19 protein-coding genes are annotated in these 19670 nt (G+C 42.5%); 4 read left to right on the plus strand and 15 right to left on the minus strand.

Annotated features, from left to right (window positions below):
* Positions 1-34: 34 nt before the first annotated feature.
* The 8 genes from hemW to LU297_RS00125 form a co-directional block, all read right to left on the minus strand.
* Positions 35-1219, minus strand: coding sequence for a radical SAM family heme chaperone HemW (hemW, locus tag LU297_RS00090; protein ID WP_263076396.1), 1185 nt, complete (start codon positions 1217-1219; stop codon positions 35-37).
* Between the two features lie 340 nt (positions 1220-1559).
* Positions 1560-2783, minus strand: coding sequence for a DEAD/DEAH box helicase (locus LU297_RS00095; RefSeq protein ID WP_263076397.1), 1224 nt, complete (start codon positions 2781-2783; stop codon positions 1560-1562).
* A 38-nt stretch (positions 2784-2821) separates the two neighbouring features.
* A complete protein-coding gene (locus tag LU297_RS00100; RefSeq protein ID WP_263076398.1) occupies positions 2822-3262 on the minus strand; it encodes a hypothetical protein in 441 nt (146 codons plus the stop codon).
* Between the two features lie 232 nt (positions 3263-3494).
* Positions 3495-4883: an SLC13 family permease gene (locus tag LU297_RS00105; RefSeq protein WP_263076399.1), complete on the minus strand. Its 1389-nt coding sequence runs from the start codon at positions 4881-4883 to the stop codon at positions 3495-3497.
* A gap of 167 nt (positions 4884-5050) precedes the next feature.
* Positions 5051-5458, minus strand: a complete 408-nt coding sequence (locus LU297_RS00110; RefSeq protein ID WP_263076400.1) for a GNAT family N-acetyltransferase — start codon at positions 5456-5458, stop codon at positions 5051-5053.
* Positions 5459-5703: 245 nt separating this feature from the next.
* Positions 5704-8379, minus strand: a complete 2676-nt coding sequence (gene gyrA / locus LU297_RS00115) for a DNA gyrase subunit A (protein WP_263076401.1) — start codon at positions 8377-8379, stop codon at positions 5704-5706.
* Between the two features lie 261 nt (positions 8380-8640).
* On the minus strand, positions 8641-10359 hold the full coding sequence (gene leuA / locus LU297_RS00120) for a 2-isopropylmalate synthase (RefSeq protein ID WP_263076402.1): 1719 nt from the start codon (positions 10357-10359) through the stop codon (positions 8641-8643).
* Positions 10360-10424: 65 nt separating this feature from the next.
* The gene (locus tag LU297_RS00125) at positions 10425-11192 is read right to left on the minus strand and encodes a hypothetical protein (RefSeq protein ID WP_263076403.1); all 768 of its coding nucleotides are present in this window, start codon (positions 11190-11192) and stop codon (positions 10425-10427) included.
* A 171-nt stretch (positions 11193-11363) separates the two neighbouring features.
* Between LU297_RS00125 and LU297_RS00130 the strand changes: the two genes are divergently transcribed.
* From LU297_RS00130 to LU297_RS00140, 3 genes are all read left to right on the plus strand, one after another.
* Positions 11364-11834: an Lrp/AsnC family transcriptional regulator gene (locus tag LU297_RS00130; RefSeq protein ID WP_263076404.1), complete on the plus strand. Its 471-nt coding sequence runs from the start codon at positions 11364-11366 to the stop codon at positions 11832-11834.
* A gap of 10 nt (positions 11835-11844) precedes the next feature.
* The gene (locus tag LU297_RS00135) at positions 11845-12357 is read left to right on the plus strand and encodes a P-loop NTPase family protein (RefSeq protein WP_263076405.1); all 513 of its coding nucleotides are present in this window, start codon (positions 11845-11847) and stop codon (positions 12355-12357) included.
* Between the two features lie 188 nt (positions 12358-12545).
* Positions 12546-12818, plus strand: a complete 273-nt coding sequence (locus LU297_RS00140; RefSeq protein WP_263076406.1) for a hypothetical protein — start codon at positions 12546-12548, stop codon at positions 12816-12818.
* Positions 12819-12822: 4 nt separating this feature from the next.
* Here the strand turns inward: LU297_RS00140 and LU297_RS00145 are convergent, their stop codons facing one another.
* The 4 genes from LU297_RS00145 to LU297_RS00160 are packed head-to-tail and all read right to left on the minus strand — an operon-like array spanning position 12823 to position 16051.
* Entirely contained in the window at positions 12823-13383 is a 561-nt protein-coding gene (locus LU297_RS00145) for a manganese efflux pump MntP (RefSeq protein WP_263076407.1), read from the minus strand.
* Complete coding sequence (gene gloB, locus LU297_RS00150) at positions 13383-14174, minus strand: hydroxyacylglutathione hydrolase (RefSeq protein ID WP_263076408.1); 792 nt, start codon at positions 14172-14174, stop codon at positions 13383-13385. The genes LU297_RS00145 and gloB overlap by 1 nt, the downstream gene beginning before the upstream one ends.
* A 15-nt stretch (positions 14175-14189) precedes the next feature.
* Positions 14190-15284, minus strand: coding sequence for a 3-phosphoserine/phosphohydroxythreonine transaminase (gene serC, locus LU297_RS00155; RefSeq protein ID WP_263076409.1), 1095 nt, complete (start codon positions 15282-15284; stop codon positions 14190-14192).
* Between the two features lie 59 nt (positions 15285-15343).
* Positions 15344-16051, minus strand: a complete 708-nt coding sequence (locus LU297_RS00160; protein ID WP_263076410.1) for a hypothetical protein — start codon at positions 16049-16051, stop codon at positions 15344-15346.
* A gap of 433 nt (positions 16052-16484) precedes the next feature.
* Here LU297_RS00160 and LU297_RS00165 point away from each other — a divergent pair, with 433 nt between their 5' ends.
* Complete coding sequence (locus LU297_RS00165) at positions 16485-17069, plus strand: septal ring lytic transglycosylase RlpA family protein (protein WP_263076411.1); 585 nt, start codon at positions 16485-16487, stop codon at positions 17067-17069.
* Between the two features lie 74 nt (positions 17070-17143).
* On the opposite strand, the gene LU297_RS00170 is transcribed toward LU297_RS00165, so the two are convergent.
* The 3 genes from LU297_RS00170 to LU297_RS00180 are packed head-to-tail and all read right to left on the minus strand — an operon-like array spanning position 17144 to position 19650.
* Complete coding sequence (locus LU297_RS00170) at positions 17144-17899, minus strand: ABC transporter ATP-binding protein (RefSeq protein ID WP_263076412.1); 756 nt, start codon at positions 17897-17899, stop codon at positions 17144-17146.
* Positions 17896-18885 carry an ABC transporter substrate-binding protein gene (locus LU297_RS00175; protein ID WP_263076413.1) on the minus strand — a complete coding sequence of 330 codons (990 nt, stop codon included), beginning with the start codon at positions 18883-18885 and terminating at the stop codon, positions 17896-17898. Before LU297_RS00175 ends, LU297_RS00170 begins: the two co-directional genes overlap by 4 nt.
* A gap of 3 nt (positions 18886-18888) precedes the next feature.
* Positions 18889-19650, minus strand: a complete 762-nt coding sequence (locus tag LU297_RS00180; RefSeq protein WP_263076414.1) for an ABC transporter permease — start codon at positions 19648-19650, stop codon at positions 18889-18891.
* Between the last annotated feature and the right edge of the window lie 20 nt (positions 19651-19670).

Genomic DNA, 19670 nt, shown 5'->3' on the forward strand with positions numbered 1-19670 from the left:
TTTCAATTTTTTTAATATCTAACTGTTTTAAAAGTTATAAAAATTCTCTAACCAGATGATTGACATAACGAAAACCCAATGCCGTTGGTGCAATACGCAATGGGTCAAACACCATCAAGCCTTGATGTTGTAATGGTATCATTTCATTATCAATGGTGCTGACGAATAATCCTGTACGCCGCTCAAAATCGTCCGTACTGACCCCGTCACGCAGTCTAAGTGCATTCATCATGAATTCAAAAGGTAGATTTTGTTCATCGATTTTGTCAAAATTAACCATTTTTGGCACATCGGTGTAATTCAGATAGTCTTTTGGCAGTCTGGATTTTTGGAAGCGATAGATGCCATCTTGGTGTGTATGATGGTCTAGGAGCGTGATTTTGCCATGAGCCCCCGCCCCAATCGCCAGATAATCGCCAAAAGTCCAATAATTTAGATTGTGCTGACAAGGCGTGTCGGTTGCACCAACCCAAGCAGACACTTCATAATTAGTAAAACCTTGCGAGGTCAGCAACGCCCTCCCCTGCTCTTCGATGGCCTCCATGGTCTCTTCATTAGGCAAAGTTGGTGGCGTGCGATAAAATGCCGTATTTGGCTCAATGGTCAGCTGATACCAAGAAATATGCGTCGCCCCTGCATCAATGGCGGTACGAAGGTCTGATAGTGCGTCATCAGCTGTTTGGTTTGGCAATCCATACATCAAATCAGCATTGATGCGTGTAAATCCCGCCTGTTTTGCCAGCCAAATTGCTTTAATGGCTTGACTGGCTTCATGAATCCTGCCCAAGTCGGTCAAAAATCTGTCACCAAAACTTTGCACTCCGATGGAAATTCGGTTAATGCCAATATTAAGATACTCTTCAAAAGGTGCATGTTCAAGCGTACCAGGATTGCATTCTAAGGTAATCTCGCAATCAGCACGAATCGAAAAAATCTGCCTAAGCCCAGTAAATAGTCGTTCAAATTGAGCAACAGGCATCAATGATGGTGTACCACCACCAATAAAGATGGTGCTGATTTGTCGCCCACCTGTCAAATCCGCTTGGCTTTTGGCATCAGCAAGCAAGGCATCAACATAGCTGGCAAACGGTGCTTGCTCAGGCAAAGCATGCGAATTAAAATCACAATAAGGGCATTTTTTGACACACCATGGAATGTGAATATATAGCCCAAGATGAATATGTTCGATTTGTAGTAACTGGAAGTTTTTTTCCAACATTGACGGTCTCGTTTAGATGGATAATATTCAATGAGTGGTGTTTGATTGATGATGTTTGCTGGTTGTTTAAGATGAATCATCATCAGATTGGCGATGGTATTTTGGGATAGTATTGGTGTGATTTTTATCATCATCTATCAGTATGCCAAAAAATACCCAGTCAATCACCGTATCGATGCCTAACATTGGTATTTAGTTTGACACAAACAATGAGGACTGGTTGATTGCATCAAAACTTATCTGTCGTTGATTGGCATACTGATGGGCTGGTGGCGTGATTGACCCAAGATTTGGGATAATTTAGGTCAATGCCTGACCAACCCATCTTGATAATCTTGGGTTATTCTCTGTCCTGACCATCGTCAAATTCAAACTGTTTGAGCTTAAACTTCATGTCCAAATGATGCTCCAATGCAGGCAGGTTAAAGGCATCATTTTCGCTCACGAAGCTGATGGACACCCCAGACACACCTGCACGACCTGTGCGTCCAATGCGATGCACATAATCGTCAGGTATCTCTGGTAAAGTGTAATTGATGACATGGGAGATGTCGTCCACATGAATGCCTCGACCTGCCACATCGGTTGCCACCAAGATATCCACCTCGCCATCTTTGAAACGCTGCAAATATCGCTCTCGTTTTTGTTGAGCGACATCGCCTGACAGCATGGTTACCTGATGATGTTTGCGTAAATTGTCATACAATCGCTTGACTTGGTCTTTGCGATTGGCAAAAATGATGGTTTTGGTCACTTCTGATTTGGATAAAATCTGACGCAATGCCGTCATTTTCTCTTTTTCGGTCAAAAGATAAAACTGCTGGTCAATCAAGTGATTGGTCTTGCTTTCTGGTTCAATCTCCACAAAGGTAGGTTGATATAGCCAGCGATACGCCAAATTCATCACATCGGTATTAAAAGTTGCTGAAAATAACAAACTTTGGCGGTCGGTATTGGCGGGCAAATGACGCACGATTCGCTTAATATCAGGAATGAAACCCATGTCAAGCATGCGGTCAGCTTCATCTAAGACAAAGACCTCAACACGGTCAAGAAATAACACGCCCTTATTAACCCAATCAATAATTCGACCGGGTGTACCAATAAGAATATCAAGTGGCTTTTTATTGATTTGGGTAGCTTGTTTATCAAAATCAGCCCCGCCAGTGATGCACAAACTGTACAAATCACTAAATTTGGTCAGTTCACGGCAATCTGATAAAATCTGTTGTGCCAGCTCACGAGTCGGTGCTAGTACCAATGCTCGTGGCTCACCCAGATAACGCTGCTCTTCTTTGGCAAAGGGTTTTTTGAGCAAGGCTTCAATGATGGTAATCAAAAAAGTTGCGGTTTTTCCCGTGCCAGTTTGAGCCTGCCCAATCGCATCTTGGGCTGCCAAAGTATGCGGTAAAATCTGCGATTGGATTGGCGTTAAGTGCTTAAAGTTTAGTGCCTTGACTGCTTTTAGGACAGCTGTGCTTAATGGCAAATCGTCAAAATCCACAAAAGCCTCTGACTCCAATGGAGTATTGTCTGTTGCCAAATCAATCGCTGGCGTATTCATATCAATGGTCAAGATTGCCGTTCTCGTCTTGGTTGAGGTTATTTTGCTGGTTTGTTTTGTGATTTGATGTCAGCAATGCAAGTATTCATGCTTTCATTGTACACATATTGCACAAAGCCGATTTTATCTTCTTCTTTTTCAAAGACTTCAACTGAGTATAAGCCATCAACATTACCCTTCCAGAATTTGCCCAAATCCGCCAAGACCTGCTTATCTTCTTTGTCTGTGACATCTTTGGACGCTTCTTTGATGAAGTCGTCTAGTTTTTTGTTTGCTTCTGCCTTGCTGACACCACTTTGACGCATATCAGCAGTTGCCACCAAGCCCAGTGTTGCAAAAGAACAAAAATCCAGCATTTTGGCTTCTTCTGGGGTTGGTGCTGGTTGTTGTGCTGGTGTGCCATCTTTTGCCACGCCAAGCGTTGAAACCATCAATAGACCACCAGTAACCAGTGCTTTAAAAGTGTTTGAAACTTGCATCATTAACTTCCTTAGAAAATCATTATTAAAAAGAATGCTTGCCATTATCGCATGTTTGGCCTAGATTTTCAAAGGATAAAGTGAATTTTTTGCATATTAGATGAATCACTTTGGTCATCATGAGTGATTTTACTTGATAAAAATGACTCAAAATGGCGGTCAGATAAGGTGATTATTTCTCATTGCTCATAAAAAATAGGGCAAATCATCGCCCTATTTTATGGATGATTTATTATTGATGCCGCCAAACAGTATAGGCAAGTCCGCCAATGATGGCAATGGCACAAATATTTAAAATCAAGCCAACTTTAACCATTTGCTGTTGCTTGATATGCCCTGTGGCAAATACAATGGCATTGGGTGGTGTAGCAATCGGCAACATAAAGGCACAGCTTGCCCCACAAGCAATAATTGCCGCCAGCGAAATTTCTGGCACGCCAAGCGACTGAGCCACGGCAATAAAAATCGGTGTCAAAAGGGCGGCACTGGCAGTATTGGAGGTAAATTCCGTCCAAAATACAATAAATGCCGCAAGCGACAGCATAATAATCAGCCAATGAGCCTGCCCAACAAAAGCAACCAAAGTATCGGCAACGATTTTACTTGCTCCAGAATCCTTTAACACAAGGCTTAACGCCAATCCACCACCAAACAGCATCAACACACCCCATTCGGTGCGTTCTTGAACTTGTTGCCAAGTGGCGGTTTTTAGTGCCATCAAAATACAAATAATCGCCATTATCATAATGCTATCAAAATTGGCAATTTTCTCTTTTAGCCCAAGAAAAGAAGACAGCACAGGATTAATCAAAGAACCAAAGCACAGCACAACCACCGTAACAGCAAACATCACAAGGGTAATTTTTTGGGTGTTGTTTAGCTTTTCAACGGCTTGATTGCTTAGGTCAATTTGTTGATTTAAATTGGGTTTTAAAACCACTTGCAAGGAAAATAATAGGCTTGGCAAAAGCAAAATCATTACAGGTGTGCCGTATTTAAACCACTGGGCAAAGCTAATGTCAAGCTGGGTTGCCAAAATGGCATTGGGTGTTGAACCCACCAAAGTCCCAATGCCGCCAATGCTGGCACAAAACGCCACACCAAGCAAAGTATAGGCATAGGTGGTCTGGTACTTTTTGACATCAATTGTACTTAACAGCCCAATGGTCAAAGGCAACATCATCGCCGCCACCGCTGTGTTATTAATCCACATAGACAGTAAGGCGGTTACAGCAAACAGGTAATAGACCGCTCGTTTTAGACTACCGCCCGACCAACGAATGATATAACTTGCCAACATTTTATCCAAATTTTGTACCTGCAAAATCGCCGCCAGTACAAAACCACCAAAAAACATAAAAATAATTGGTTCAGAAAAGGTAGAAAACGCCTGCTTGGTGGTCAAAAGTCCGCCAAACACCGCCAGCACAGGAATCATCAATGCCGTTACGGTAATATGATAGGCTTCGGTCAGCCACAAAATCCCCGCAAAAACAAGCAATACCAAGCCACGATTTTCCATCGTAGAAAAAGGCAAAACATTGAGCAAAATCATACAAATTAGCACATTAATTGCCAAAATAAAATGGCTTTTGTGCGGGCTTTTTAGAAGGTTTATCATCATAAGCTCCGTTTTTACTAAAATATTTGATTGTTATTACCAAATATTATATTGAGTTTTATTGATGATAACATATTTTAAAGATTGATGTCATCAGCGAAAATCGCATGACAATCACAACCAAGAAGACGCTTTATTTTTTAATCAAACCCAAAAAAATAAAATCCCTACCCCAATATCAATTCATAAATATTTAAATCAATCATCGTGCCATAAAGATTTTGGGCATTTAATAAAGTTTCTTTAAACTTAAACTGGCATTTGATTGCCACTTGATTGCTACCGATATGATGACACCCTGCTCTTAGGGTTAATTTTTGGCTAAGATTATTTGATTTGACAATCTCAATCAATTGCAAAACTGCCTTTGTTGTTATACCCTTACCTTGATAAGTTTCATCAATCCAACAACCAATCAGTCCATTATCAATCGTTAAATCACGAATATTAACCACGCCGATGATTTTATTGCCTTGTATGATGAAATAATGCAAGCCCTTGCCATCATTATCCGCTTGAATACAAGCATTGATAAAATTAAGGGTATCATTAACTGTTGTAATATTACCAGCCACGGCAAAGTGCGTTTTAGATAGGCACGATTTTTATTGGTTAATTCAAATAATTCTTGGGCATCATTGATATTAAAGGGTTTTAGAATAGTATCGCCCACTTTATCATTAGTCCTTTATTTAATTTAAATGGGGCGATTTAAAAACCGCCCCATTTTTATTTTAATGACTTGTAAAATGATAATAATGCCATATTGAGCATATTGACACCATAAGAACAAATTGCCATCTGCCCTTATATTGGCTCATTATTCCACAGTGGCATTATCACTGCTTTCAGTCATTTCGCCATCATCAGCCTCTTCGTGCTCTACACACGCCATGCCAACCAACGCCTCTTGTTCGCCAATGCGAATGAGTTTGACGCCTTGTGCATTACGACCAGCTGTAGCGATTTGAGCAACAGGGGTACGCACCAAAGTGCCTTTATCGGAGATTAAAATCACATCTTCATCACCTGTGACGGCAACCGCTCGCACAAGCTGACCGTTGCGTTCCGAAGTTTTGATGGCAATCACACCCTTACCGCCACGCCCTTTGGTTGGGTAATCATTGATTGGTGTGCGTTTGCCAAAGCCATTTTCACAAGCACACAAAATCTCGCCTGTATCAGGAGCAACCACCAACGACACCACACGGCTGATGGCAAAGCTGCTTTCATCGTCTGCATTGTCATCATCTGGCATGTCTTCTTCATCAAAATCGTTGGCAAGCAGATTAACACGCATACCTCGCACGCCCTTGGCGACACGGCTCATTGCACGAATGCTATTTTCTTTAAAGCGAATCGCTTTACCTTCATTGGAGAACAGCATGATTTCTTGGTTGCCATCTGTAATAGCAACCCCAATCAGCATATCACCCTCTGCCAAATCAATGGCTCTTAGACCACTGGCTCTAAGATTGGCAAATTGTGATAATGCCACTCGTTTGACCGTACCGCTTGCGGTAGCAAAAAAGACAAATTTATCATCTGCTTTTAAGTCGTCCACAGGCAAGATGGCGGTCACGCTTTCGTCAGGTTCGATGTTAATCAGATTGACAAGCGGACGACCTTTTGAGCCACGAGAAGCAATCGGCACTTCAAAACCACGCAAACCAAACACTCGCCCTGTATTGGTAAAGCACAGAATATGGGCGTGTGTGCTGGTTACAAGCAGATGTTCGATGACATCATCTTCTTTCATGGCGGTGGCAGATTTGCCCTTACCGCCTCGTTTTTGGGCTTGATAATCGCTGATTGGCTGGGTTTTGGCATAGCCTGTATGCGAAACTGTCATCACTACGGTTTGTTCTGGAATCAAATCCTCACGGCTAAAATCAGCTCGTGCGTCCACGATGTCTGTTCTGCGTTCATCGCCAAATTCATCACGAATCTCAATCAATTCTTGACGCACCACACCCATCAAGACATCAAAATCGTTCAAAATCATCATCAGGCGAGCAATCTCACTTAAAATCTCACGATACTCGCCCGTCAGTTTTTCTTGTTCCAACCCCGTCAAACGGTGTAGCTGCATGTCCAAAATAGCACCGACTTGGTCGGGTGATAGACGATAGCGTGTGTCATTATCAATCAAACCAAATGGTGCATTGAGGTCTTCGCCCTCAATGACATCAGGGCGAATGGAGGTGCTGCCAGCCGCTTCAAGCATTGCCACCACACCACCTGCCAGCCAAGTATTGGCAAGCAATCGCTCACGAGCTTCGGCACGGTTGGCTGATGCTTTGATGGTTTCGATGACTTCATCAATATTGGCAAGAGCAATGGTCAAGCCCTCTAACAGATGACCACGCACTTTGGCTTTATTTAGCTCAAAAATAGTACGGCGAGTCACTACTTCTTGGCGATGGCGAATGAATGCCGCCACCAAGTCACGCAAAGTCATCAATCTAGGTTGGCCATCGTCCAATGCCACCATGTTGATGCTAAAACTTGACTCCAAGGCAGTTTGATTAAAGAGATTGTTAATCATCACTTCTGCATTTTCGCCACGACGCAACTCAATGACGACACGCACACCCTCTTTGTCTGACTCATCTCTAACCGCACTAATACCTTCTAGTTTTTTGTCATTGACCAGATGGGCGATCTGTTCAATGAGCTTGGCTTTATTGACTTGATAAGGGATTTCGGTAAAAACAATGCGTTCACGGTCTTTATTAGCACCGCTCTCGCCCATCGCTTCAATGTGATAACGACCACGCAAATGTAGGCGACCTTTGCCAGTTCGATAAGCGTCCATGATACCACTACGACCATAAATCACACCACCTGTCGGAAAATCAGGGCCCGTGATGTGCGTAATGAGCTCGTCAGTGCTGATGTTTTGGTTGTTGGCATAGGCAAGGCAGGCATTAAGCACTTCGGTTAGGTTGTGTGGTGCCATATTGGTTGCCATACCAACTGCAATGCCTGTGATGCCATTGACCAGTAGATTTGGAATGCGAGCGGGCAGAACGCTTGGCATCTTTTCTGAGCCGTCATAGTTATCTTCCCAATCAACCGTGTCTTTATCAAGGTCGGCAAGCATTTGGCGAGTTAATTTTTGCATGCGTACTTCGGTATAACGCATTGCCGCTGGCGAATCACCGTCCATTGAGCCAAAGTTACCCTGACCATCGACCAGCGTATAACGCAAACTAAACGGCTGTGCCATACGAACAATGGCATCATAAGCTGCTATATCGCCGTGCGGGTGATATTTACCGATGACATCGCCGACAACACGAGCAGATTTTTTGTAGGGTTTATCGTGATAATTGGACAGCTCGTGCATGGCATACATCACACGGCGATGGACTGGTTTCAATCCGTCTCGCACATCAGGCAAAGCACGAGAAACGATGACACTCATCGCATAATCTAGGTATGAGCGTTTTAGCTCATCAACAATGCCAATCGGACTGACAGAATCACTCATAAAACTTCCTTCAAAAAGCTGTGGGTAATACAACCCAGCAGACAATTTATCTTCACAAAAATATCAAGGTATTATAGCACAAAACCACCAAAATTGGCTAATATATTCATAAAAAACCACACAAAACACGCCATAATGACAAAACCATCGCCTCAAATCAGACCGACAAGAACAAGGTTTGGCATAAGTATCATCGCTTTTTGTTTACTTGATTTACTTGGCATAAAAAAAGCCCTGCCAGTTGCAGAGCTTTTGATGGTTTTACCACGCTTGTGCCAGTGCTGATAGCACGCCTTTGAGCATGGCAGATACGGTACTGCTACAAGTGCCAATCCCTGAATAAATCGCCCCATCAATGGAAAGCTGGATATAAGCCACAGCTGCGTTGTGTGTTTGGTCGGTTTCGCCATCGGCTTGCCATACTTTATCGACCGCATGCTCAGCATAATTGGTGATGTGAATTTGTCTGCCTGTCGCCTTAATCAAGCCATCAACGAATGCTGATAACGCACCGTTACCCTCGCCAATCACTTCAAAACTTTGCTCATTGGTGGCGACTTGACCTTGGAAAGTGACCGCACCACCACGATTATTGATGCTATAATCATTGAGCTTAAAGGTCTCTTGATTCAGATAAGCATCAGTGAAAATTTGCAACAATTCATCAGTTTTTAGCTCTCGTGCCAAAGTTTCGGCCTGTTTTTGTACCACTTTGGCAAAGTCAATTTGTGTCCAGCGAGGCAGATTAAAGCCATAATGACGCTGCAAGATATAAGCTGTACCGCCCTTGCCAGACTGGCTGTTAATACGAACCACATCTTGATAGCTTCGCCCAATATGCACAGGGTCGATGGGTAGATACGCCACTTCCCAATGGTCATCGGTGTCTTTGTGCTTGTCATTATAATCTAAGGATTTTTTGATGGCGTCTTGGTGCGAGCCACTAAATGCTGTAAATACCAGCTCGCCAACATAGGCGTGGCGTGGGTGAATGGGCAGATTGGTGCATTCAGTCACCACTTGGGCAATCTCACTAATTTGCGACAAATCAAGCTCTGGGTCAATGCCTTGCGTGTACATATTCATCGCCATGGTAACAATGTCCATATTACCCGTGCGTTCGCCATTACCCAGTAGCGTCCCCTCGATACGGTCAGCCCCTGCCATCAGCCCAAGTTCAGCGGCGGCAATGGCACAGCCCCTGTCATTGTGGGTGTGCAAACTGATGATGACATCTTTGCGATGCTTTAAATGACGACAAAAATATTCCACTTGGTCGGCATACAGATTTGGTGTGGAGGCTTCTACTGTGGCAGGTAGGTTTAAAATCACGCCTTGACCGTTTTGTGGTTGCCACACCTCGCACACTGCATCACACACCTCGATGGCAAAATCAGTTTCGGTCTGGCTAAAACTTTCAGGCGAATATTCAAAAGTCCACGCTGTATCAGGGTATTGTTTTGCCTTTTCTTTTAGCATGGTTGCCCCAGCCACAGCGATGGCTTTGATTTCGTCCTTAGACATTTGATAGACTTTATCCCTTTGGACTTTGGAGGTGCTGTTATACACATGGACGATGGCTTTTTTTGCCCCAGCCAATGCTTCAAAGGTGCGGTCAATCAAATGCTCACGAGCTTGCACCAGCACCTGTAAAGTAACATCATCAGGCACATGACCGCCCTCGATGAGCAGGCGTGTAAAGTCAAACTCCACTTGGGCGGCTGACGGAAAACCAATCTCAATCTCTTTAAAGCCTACCACCACCAAGAGTTTAAAAAACTTTAACTTTTGTTCAATGGTCATGGGGTCGATGAGGGCTTGGTTGCCATCTCGCAAATCCACACTTGCCCAAGTCGGGGCTTTGTCGATGACCTTATCGCACCAAGTACGGTTTTCTAGCTTGGGAGCAAATTCAAACGGACGGTATTTGGTATGGTCAAAAGCGGGGTTTTTGGGGGTGATTTTTGGGCTATTGCTCATTTTTCTCTCTTTATTTCATTTGCTTAGGAACATAAAAACATCAATGGATACGGTCTTTTATACGGCTACTTTTTAATGGCTTCATACGCCCCAACTCCAATCGCCTGAATTGGCAAGGTAACCACATCAATCGCCAATGCTGACAAAAATAACAATGGCGATACAGCAGATAAAGTTGCTTTGGCAGGACTGTATTTTTCTTCGGTATAATAAAATTCAAGCTCAATCGGCTGTCTAAAAGTATGTGTCAAATCGGCATTGGGCAAGGCAGGAATTGCTGTCATATTCAATGCCAAAGTTTTACCATATTCAAAACGCACATCACCTTTGCCATAATAGGCATTGTCATTTGAGGTCAGTTTAAAGCCTGTATCTTCAAGCAGCTGCTTTTCTTTGGTGGTAGCAGGTAAATCAACATGGCGAGAGAACCGAATACTCACCAGTTGCTCTACTTGGTCAATGGTGTGATTTGGTGTTTTGACTGCAATGTCGGTAACATCACCTAAGCCCAAAAACAGATAACGCATATCAAATTCAGACAGTCTCTGAAAAAATTTGGCATCATCGGCATTTTTGGGTGTCAAAATCAGCGTTGAATTTTTACCAATCAACAATAAGGCATTGGGATAACCTGCAATCGGCGTTTTGGGCTTGGCAATGGCGATATAGCTGTCTTTGAGTAGTGTGTGCGAAATGGTCTTGGTGTTGCTATCACTGCAAGCGTCCGAAAGACAAATTGCCCCAGCACGGTGTAATGCGTTGGTTGCCAAACACCCTGTCAGGCTTGTACCTACAATCATTGCCAAAGCAGTCGTCAATGCCCATTTTTTCATAAAAATATCCCAATCAATTTATCAAGCCAAATTTGGTAGTTCCTTATCTTATACATCATACCAAATTTTTTTGGTAAATTTCACTTAAAATTGAAAAATTTTCCCCATCAATGAGCTAAAATCACTAAAATTATGCTAAAATATAGTCAATTTCACTATTATTTTAAAAATATGTCAAACCAAGCCCCCAATTTAGACCCCATTGATAAAAAACTGCTCCGCCATCTTAGCCAAAATGCCCAAGCCAGCATTAGCGAACTTGCCGAAAGCGTCCACTTATCCGCCACGCCCACCGCACGGCGAGTTAAACGGCTAGAAGAACTTGGTATCATCACAGGCTATCACGCCCAAACAAGCCCTGCCAAATTGGGCTATACGCTGTCCGTCTTTGTTGCGGTGAGTATGGATAAACATACCGCCGAACGCTTCCACGAATTTGAAAGCCAAATCAAATCGTTTGATGAGGTGGTGTCGTGTAGTCTTGTAACAGGGCGAACGGAAGATTATTTATTAAAGGTAATGGTCAAAGATATGGCACATTATGAAGAATTTTTATTACACCGATTAAGCAAAATTGAAGGCGTAAGCCAGCTGCATACCAGTTTTGAATTAAGGGAAGTGTTTAGTCGGGGAGTGGTTTAAAGGATAAAAAATGAAAATTGCAATTATTGGATTTAGCGGTTCTGGCAAATCAACTTTGGCAAAATTTTTGGCAAATACTCATCAATTACCTGTTTTGCATTTGGATAGCGTGCATTGGTTACCCAATTGGCAAGAACGCCCATTGGAAAATGAAATGGATATTGTGAATGACTTTTTAAACAACAACAAAAATTGGGTGATAGAAGGCAATTATCACAGTGTTTGTTTTGATAAAAGAATGGAACAAGCCGATATAATTATTGTGATGATATTACCTGCTTGGCAATGTTATATTCGTGTTTTAAAACGCTATATTCGCTATCGTAATACAACTCGCCCTGATATGGGCGAAGGTTGCAATGAAAAAATAGATTGGGAATTTAGCAAATGGGTATTAAAAAATGGACGACAACCCAAACATCATAAACAACTCCAAACCATTCAAACCAGATATAAAGAAAAAGTCATTGTATTAAGAAACCAACAACAAATTGATGAGTTTATGATAAAGTCAATGAATTAAAAAACAAAAGAGGTTGATGACTAATGAAAAAATCCTTAATTTATATTTTGATATTCTTTGTCATTTGTATGATTGTATTGATACTTTTTCTTTATTTTAAGCCCATTACCATTTTGGGCAATGTCAAAGTCTATCGGCATTTGGATAGATTGCATTATATTTATTATAAAGATACAAAGATTGGTTATATGAGTGCATTGGATAGTTGGTATGTACAAGATGGAAAAGTTTATGGCTCTACCAGTAATATCAATGCAAATTATGATAAAATAGATTATTTTTATATCAATATCTGCACCGATGAAATTTATATCACACCCTATTATAAAGACTTTGAAGATTTCTTAGACAAAAGAAAAATTGACACCAATAAACGAAATTATATGAGTGGCAATAATGTTGTTGCCCCTTATCAAGACAGACACCCTTATGATAAAAATTACCAATGCCCAAAAGACTAAAAATCTAATGATTTAATAAATGCGTTACCAAAATAAACACCCCAATCGCTATTAACACCACACCGCCCATTATTTGAGCGATTTTACCCACCTTTTTGCCCAATGTTGCCCCAACAGATACGCCCAAAGTGGTCATCAAAAAGGTGGTCAGTCCAATCAACGCCCCTGCCAGCCAAATATTGACACTCAAAAACGCCAAAGACACGCCCACAATCATTGCATCAATACTGGTGGCAAAGGCGGTCAAAAGCGTTTTGGTAAAGGAGGTGGGCTTGGGCATTTCATCGCCCCCATCGCCAATGGTCTCATAAATCAGATGACCACCAATCCCTGCCAGCAAAATAAAACTTAGCCAATGATCAAAGGCTTGTACAAAAGCGTGGGCAAATCGCCCCACAAAATAGCCCATCATCGGCATTAGCATTTCGGTAATGCCAAAAGTTGCCCCCACTTTTAAAGCGGTAGCAACACTTACCGTGCGTTTGTGCGTGCCTTGCACAATGGCAGCAGCAAATGCGTCCATTGACATCGCAAAGGCAAGGGCAATTAAAGCAATGGCATTCATCAAAAACGATTCTTCAACTCTCTAAGAAAAGCAAACAATGCCAAATAATCATCAGCATGACCAAGAAAGCCGTTTTGTTTTGCCTGATGCAGAAGTTCATCGCTGGGATTGAAAGCGGCAAAAAAAGGATTGATTTTCTTTTCATTCGCCAAAGTGGTCGGCAAAGTGGGCAAATCATCGGCACGCAGCTGTGCATCATCAATCATCTGCTTGGCGATGTCGGTGTTGCTTGGTTCTAAAAATTGGGCAAATTTTAGATTTGATAGCGTGTATTCATGAGCAGGATAAAAAATCGTATCATCAGGCAATGTCTGATAACGAGCAAAACTGTCATACATCTGTTCTATTGTGCCAGTAAATATTCGACCACAGCCTGCCTTAAATAGCGTATCACCACAAAATACCTGTGTACGCCCAGCCATTTGACACAGATAGCTTAGATGGGTATCGGTATGCCCTGCTGTTTGCCATACTTGAAAATCAAGATTGAGCAGATGAAAAATCGACCCCTCATCGACCAGTGTATCAGCATTGACATTATGATTATTATGTGCGTACACAGTAATGTCAGGATAGCGTTTACGCAACGCTGCCACACCACCAATATGGTCATCATGATGGTGCGTGATGAGAATCGCCACAGGATTGATTTGTCTATCATCAAGATAGTCGCTCACAGCAGTATCTTGACCTGGATCAATGATGATTGCTTGTTGGTCTTTGATGATAAGCCAGATGTAGTTATCATCAAAGGCTTTGATGGCGTGCAGTCGATGGGTAGGCGTGGTCATTTGGCTATCCTTGTGTTATCCGTATTGGCGTTCAAACTCTTTCATGAACGACACCAACTGCTCAACTTGTGCCAGTGTGACCGCATTGTAGATACTGGCACGCATACCGCCCACCACACGATGACCTTTTAGGTTTAACAATCCTGCCTCTTTGGATTTTTCCAAAAAGACTTTGTCAAGCTCGCTGTTTGCCAGTGTAAAAGGCACATTCATGATAGAGCGATATTGTGGATTGACTTGATTATGATAAAAATCACTGTTGTCAATGGCTTGATATAAGGCATTGGCTTTGGCTTGATTGATTTTGGCAATCGCCTCTACACCGCCTTGCTCAATGAGCCATTCAAACACCAGTCCCGATAGATACCATGCATAAGTCGATGGCGTGTTTAGCATTGAGTCGTTTTCAAATTGGTTTTTGTAATTCATGACCGCAGGACACCATGCACTGGCTTGTTCCATCAAATCTTTACGCACAATAACCAGCGTCAAACCAGCAGGTCCGATATTTTTTTGAGCCCCAGCATAAATCAGACCAAATTGATTGACATCAATGGGTGCAGACAAGATGCACGATGACATATCTGCCACAATCGGTGCATTTACCTTTGGCACATCAAACATTTGCACCCCGTGAATGGTCTCATTAGGGCAATAGTGAAAATAGCTGGCATTATCCGACAGTTGCCATTGCTCCATCGATGGAATGTCGGTAAACCCAGACGCATCGCCTGAGGCAACCAAATTTACCTTGCCCAAACCCAAAGTTTCATAGCGTTTGGCTTCTTTGTAGGCTTTTTGAGACCAAGTGCCTGTTTCTAGATAGTCCGCCACGCCACCATTCATCAGATTCAGCGGAATGGCAGAAAACTGCAATGCCGCTCCACCTTGCAAAAATAGCACCGCATAATCATCGCTGATGTTCATCAGCTTTCTAAGATTACTTTCTGCCTGTTGGGCAAGCTCCATATAGTCTGCACTGCGATGGCTAATCTCCATCACCGACACGCCCAGATTATGCCAATCTAACATCTCTGCTTGTGCTTTTTGCAATACAGCGGTCGGCATTGTTGCAGGGCCTGCACAAAAATTTGCCAAACGATTTGTCATCATCATTCCTCTTTGATTGTCCAAAAAATTATCAATAGTTTATCATAAATTTGACACAGTCATTGGTGTAAAAATTGCCAAAATTGTTTTTTTTGTTCGCCAGCCGCTGACATATCTGCCAAACTAAATTGACTTAGCCATGCCGTATCTGTTTCGATGGCGTCATGCATTTGGGTTAGGGTCAATACTTGTATGCTGCTATCGCCTTTGGTCAGCCCAAAAACAAAACCATCAAGACTACGCTGAGCAAGTAATGGCTGTCCATAAATCTCATCAAATGGATAGGATAACTGACGAATTTGGTGGCGATATTGGTGCTGCTTGGCGTTTTTTTCTAGGGCTTGCATGAGTGATGACCAGACAGATTTGGTTGCCATTTCTAGCTGATGTTCATCAACCAACAATAGCCAGTTTCGATACAATACCGCAGACAACTGATATGAGATACTTGGCTGATTTTCTTGTAATGCACTCGATGATGAGTCGGTTTTTGTGTCTTGACTGGCAAGGTCGGATATCTTATCAGTATTGAGTGCAATCGGCTGATGAATGATGTCTGGCGTGGTCAAAGTCTCACTCTGCAAAACCGTGATGGGCGTGTCATTGGGTGTTGCCAGATGTGATGACAGCTGTGAGATGGGCAAAGCATGCACCGTGGCGAAATCCACCGCCTGCACCTGTGTTGAACGCCCTGCCCATAACTGCATACCAATCTGGGAAAAGATATAGCGATTTTGCACCAATGATGGTGTTTGCTGAGTCATCATCTTGACCATAACCAAAGAATTTTGCTCATTTTATCAACAAAACCAATAAAAGTATAATCGTAAAGCACGATAAATCATCTTTTTTACCCCAAAATGACCGCCATTTATCATTTTTTGTACAAAAAATCGAAAATCTGACTTGCAATTTAGCACCAAGGTCGCTAATATAGGGTTAATGAATTGGCGATATTTTGATAAATATTACAAAATATTACTAAAATTCATTAAAATTGCCTAGATTTTTTAGTTCATCTATGGCATCATAAATCATCGTTTGAAATATCTTGATACAAACGAGATTCCACCCCTGACAAAGTGCCTTTGGCATTATGTTGGGATACATTCACTAATAACACTTGATATTGATACTTATCGATTGGTATTGATGTGCAGAATCGGTGTTTTTGACATCAGACGGCACTAAGAGGTAACCATGAACACAGTTAGCAAATCGCTGATGCGTTTGGCAGGCATCACGCTTGGCGTGAGTTTGGGTCTGTCAGCACAAGCTAACAGCACGGCAAATACTGCCAACATCGATAGAGTGCTAAATCAACTCACTGCTCAGCACAACAATACATCTAGCTTGGTGCGTAATGCTCGCCAATCGGCTTCTTTGTCTTTAAGCAGTCCTTTGGTTCAACAAACCGCCAGAAAAGAAAAAGCCACTAATGACAATAGCCCTGTTTTGGAAAAATTGACCGCTGTTGCATCTAGCACCGTCAATCGTTTCAAACAAACAGGCATTGCATCTTGGTATGGTCGTCAATTTCACGGTCGCAAAACCGCCAATGGCGAAACTTTTGACATGAACGCAATGACCGCTGCACATAGCACACTCCCAATGAACTGCTATGTCAGAGTGACAAATCATGACAATGGCAAGTCTGTCATCGTCAAAATCAATGACCGACCAAAAACCGACAAGGTGCTTGATTTATCTTATGGTGCAGCTCGTGCCATTGGTATTTCTGGTAATCTGGGTAATGTTACCATCGAACGAGTCGATGGACCATAAACCCCAAAATAAGGCCAAAAAAAGACCGAAAAAATGGATTGTTTTTCGGTCTTTTTTATTGGGCGATATGCACCCTACTGAGCGATGGCATCTAAAATTTGCCGTTTTAGTTGTAGCGATGCTTGACTGTGCAAAAAATCCGCCTGCTTTGGTATGATAAAAGGTGTGGATAATGTGGCAGGGAATCCAGACAACACATAGATATAATCAGCCAAATACATCGCCTCATCAATATCATGCGTGATGATAAGACAAGTTAATCCTAATGACTGCTGAAAACGCCGAAACCAATCATACATTTGTGTTTTGGTGACATAATCCAATGCCGAGAAAGGCTCGTCCAGCAACATCAGATGGTCATTGCTAAGATAAGTGCGTAATAAAGCCGCCCGCTGCTTTTGTCCGCCCGACAATGTTTGGGGATATTTTGATAGCAAGCCGTCAAGCCCAAATTCTGCCTGATGACGATGGATTTGGGCATGGATTTGGGTTTTTGACACACCTTGTAGCACCAATGGTAAGGCAATGTTGTCATACACGCTCTTAAATGGCAGTAGCAAGTCTTTTTGGAGCATATATCCCACATGACCTGCCTGCCCCGTTCTGTCTTGTCCATCTATCAGCACTTTGCCTGCTTGCGGTGTAATCAGACCAGAAGCGATGTTAAACAAAGTTGTTTTGCCAACACCGCTTGCACCAACAATCGCCACCACATCAGCCGTCTTGACGGATAAGTTTAGTTTATCAAATAAAGGTTTTTGTTCGCCTGATGCGATGGTAAAACTATGGCAAATGCCATCAAGTCGCAATTTATCAAAGGTATGGGTCATTGTGGCAAATAGTCATTGCTGACGCCTGCTTGTGGAGCAAAAGGCTTATCAATCAGCTTATGTTGATACACCCAATCAAAAAAAGAATCCCAGCGAGCATAGTCAAATCTACCCCATTGACCATTTTTATCCAGATAGGTTGGCGAAATATAGGCTTGGCTGGCCATCGCCAATTCTGGATTGATTTCTGGGGCGTGTTTCATCAAAATCTTCGCACTTTCTTCTGGATTTTTGGCGGCATACAGATAACCTGCTTCGATGGCAGCCAAGGCTTTTTTGTAGCGTTCTGGATTGTCTGCCAATGCCTTACTGTTGGCAATCAAAACTGGTGAATAATAGTCAAAGACAGGATTGGTATCTTTTAAATAAAAGAAATTGGTATCGACACCCTTGATGCCAGCATGAATGCCGTCCCAGCTATAATATGCCAAAATATAGTCAAACTGATTCATACGCAATGCTGTTGTTGCATCGGTGCTTTCACCAGGAATTTTGACCAAATTATCGCCAACCACACTAGCAACCGTAGCATCGTCCACAGGGTCTTCCCAAGTTGAATAGCGTTTGCCGTTCAAATCAGCTGGTGAAGTTGCTCCCAATGATTTTAGTGATAACAAACCTGCACTGTTGCTTTGTGTGATGGCGGCAACTGCCGTGATTGGCTCGCCTTTGTTTAAGCGTTTGACCATGTTGGGCTGAAAATACACTCCAAAATCTGCCCGACCACTTGCCACCAATGTGGAGGTGCTGTCTTCGCTGGGCTGTACGATTTTGGCATCAAACCCTTGTTTAGCAAAATAACCCTGATCCAACGCCACATACAAGCCTGTATGATTGGTGTTTGGCACCCAATCTAGGGCGATGATTAACTCTTGGAGTTGTTCTGGGTTTGCCACTTGCTTGTCTGCTTTGTCTTGGCAAGCACCCAAGCCCAATGCTGCCAGCAACGCTGTACCCATCATCAACGATTTTGGAAAAAATTTCATCAATCACTCCTTGTTTTTGTAGTGCATGGCACGATTTTCAAGCCATTTCACTAATGCAATCAACAGCAAAGTTAAAAAACTGATTAAAAAAATGACCGCAAACATATTATCCAGTTCGTAGGATTTTCGCACTCGGGTCATATACACACCAAGCCCATGATAGCCACCAAGCCACTCTGCCACTACCGCAGAAATGAGTGCGTAGGATAATGCCACTTTTAATCCTGTAAAAAAATATCCCATTGCAGAGGGTATTTTTAGGTGTATGTAAGTCTGATAAGTGGTTGCTTTCATGGATTTAAATAGATTGAGCTGTTCGTTTTCAACCGAACGATAACCGTCCAATAACGCAATGGTCATCGGAAAAAATACCGATAAAACCACCAGCACCACTTTGGGCAAAATCCCATAACCCAACCAAATGACCAACAAAGGTGCGATGGCAATCGTGGGAATGGTCTGATTAAGCAATAAAATCGGATAAACTTTTTGGCGAAATCCTTTGGATAAATCCATCAAAATGGACAAAATAAAGCTCAATAATAGCCCTATTGCAGTACCAAGAAACGCTGTGGCAAGCGTGTACTGAGCATGATGAGCCAGCAACAAGGCATCATCAAATAGTGCTTGCAAGATTTGGCTAGGACTGGGTAATAAATAATCAGGCAACACCCCTATCATCACCACGCCCTGCCATACCGCCAGCAATAAGATGACCAAGCTATATTGCCCAAATAATGCACCCAAGCGAACAAAGGCTTTCATGGCTATTTTGGGTAAAATTT

Source organism: Moraxella nasicaprae, from assembly GCF_025643275.1.
Taxonomy (GTDB): domain Bacteria; phylum Pseudomonadota; class Gammaproteobacteria; order Pseudomonadales; family Moraxellaceae; genus Moraxella; species Moraxella nasicaprae.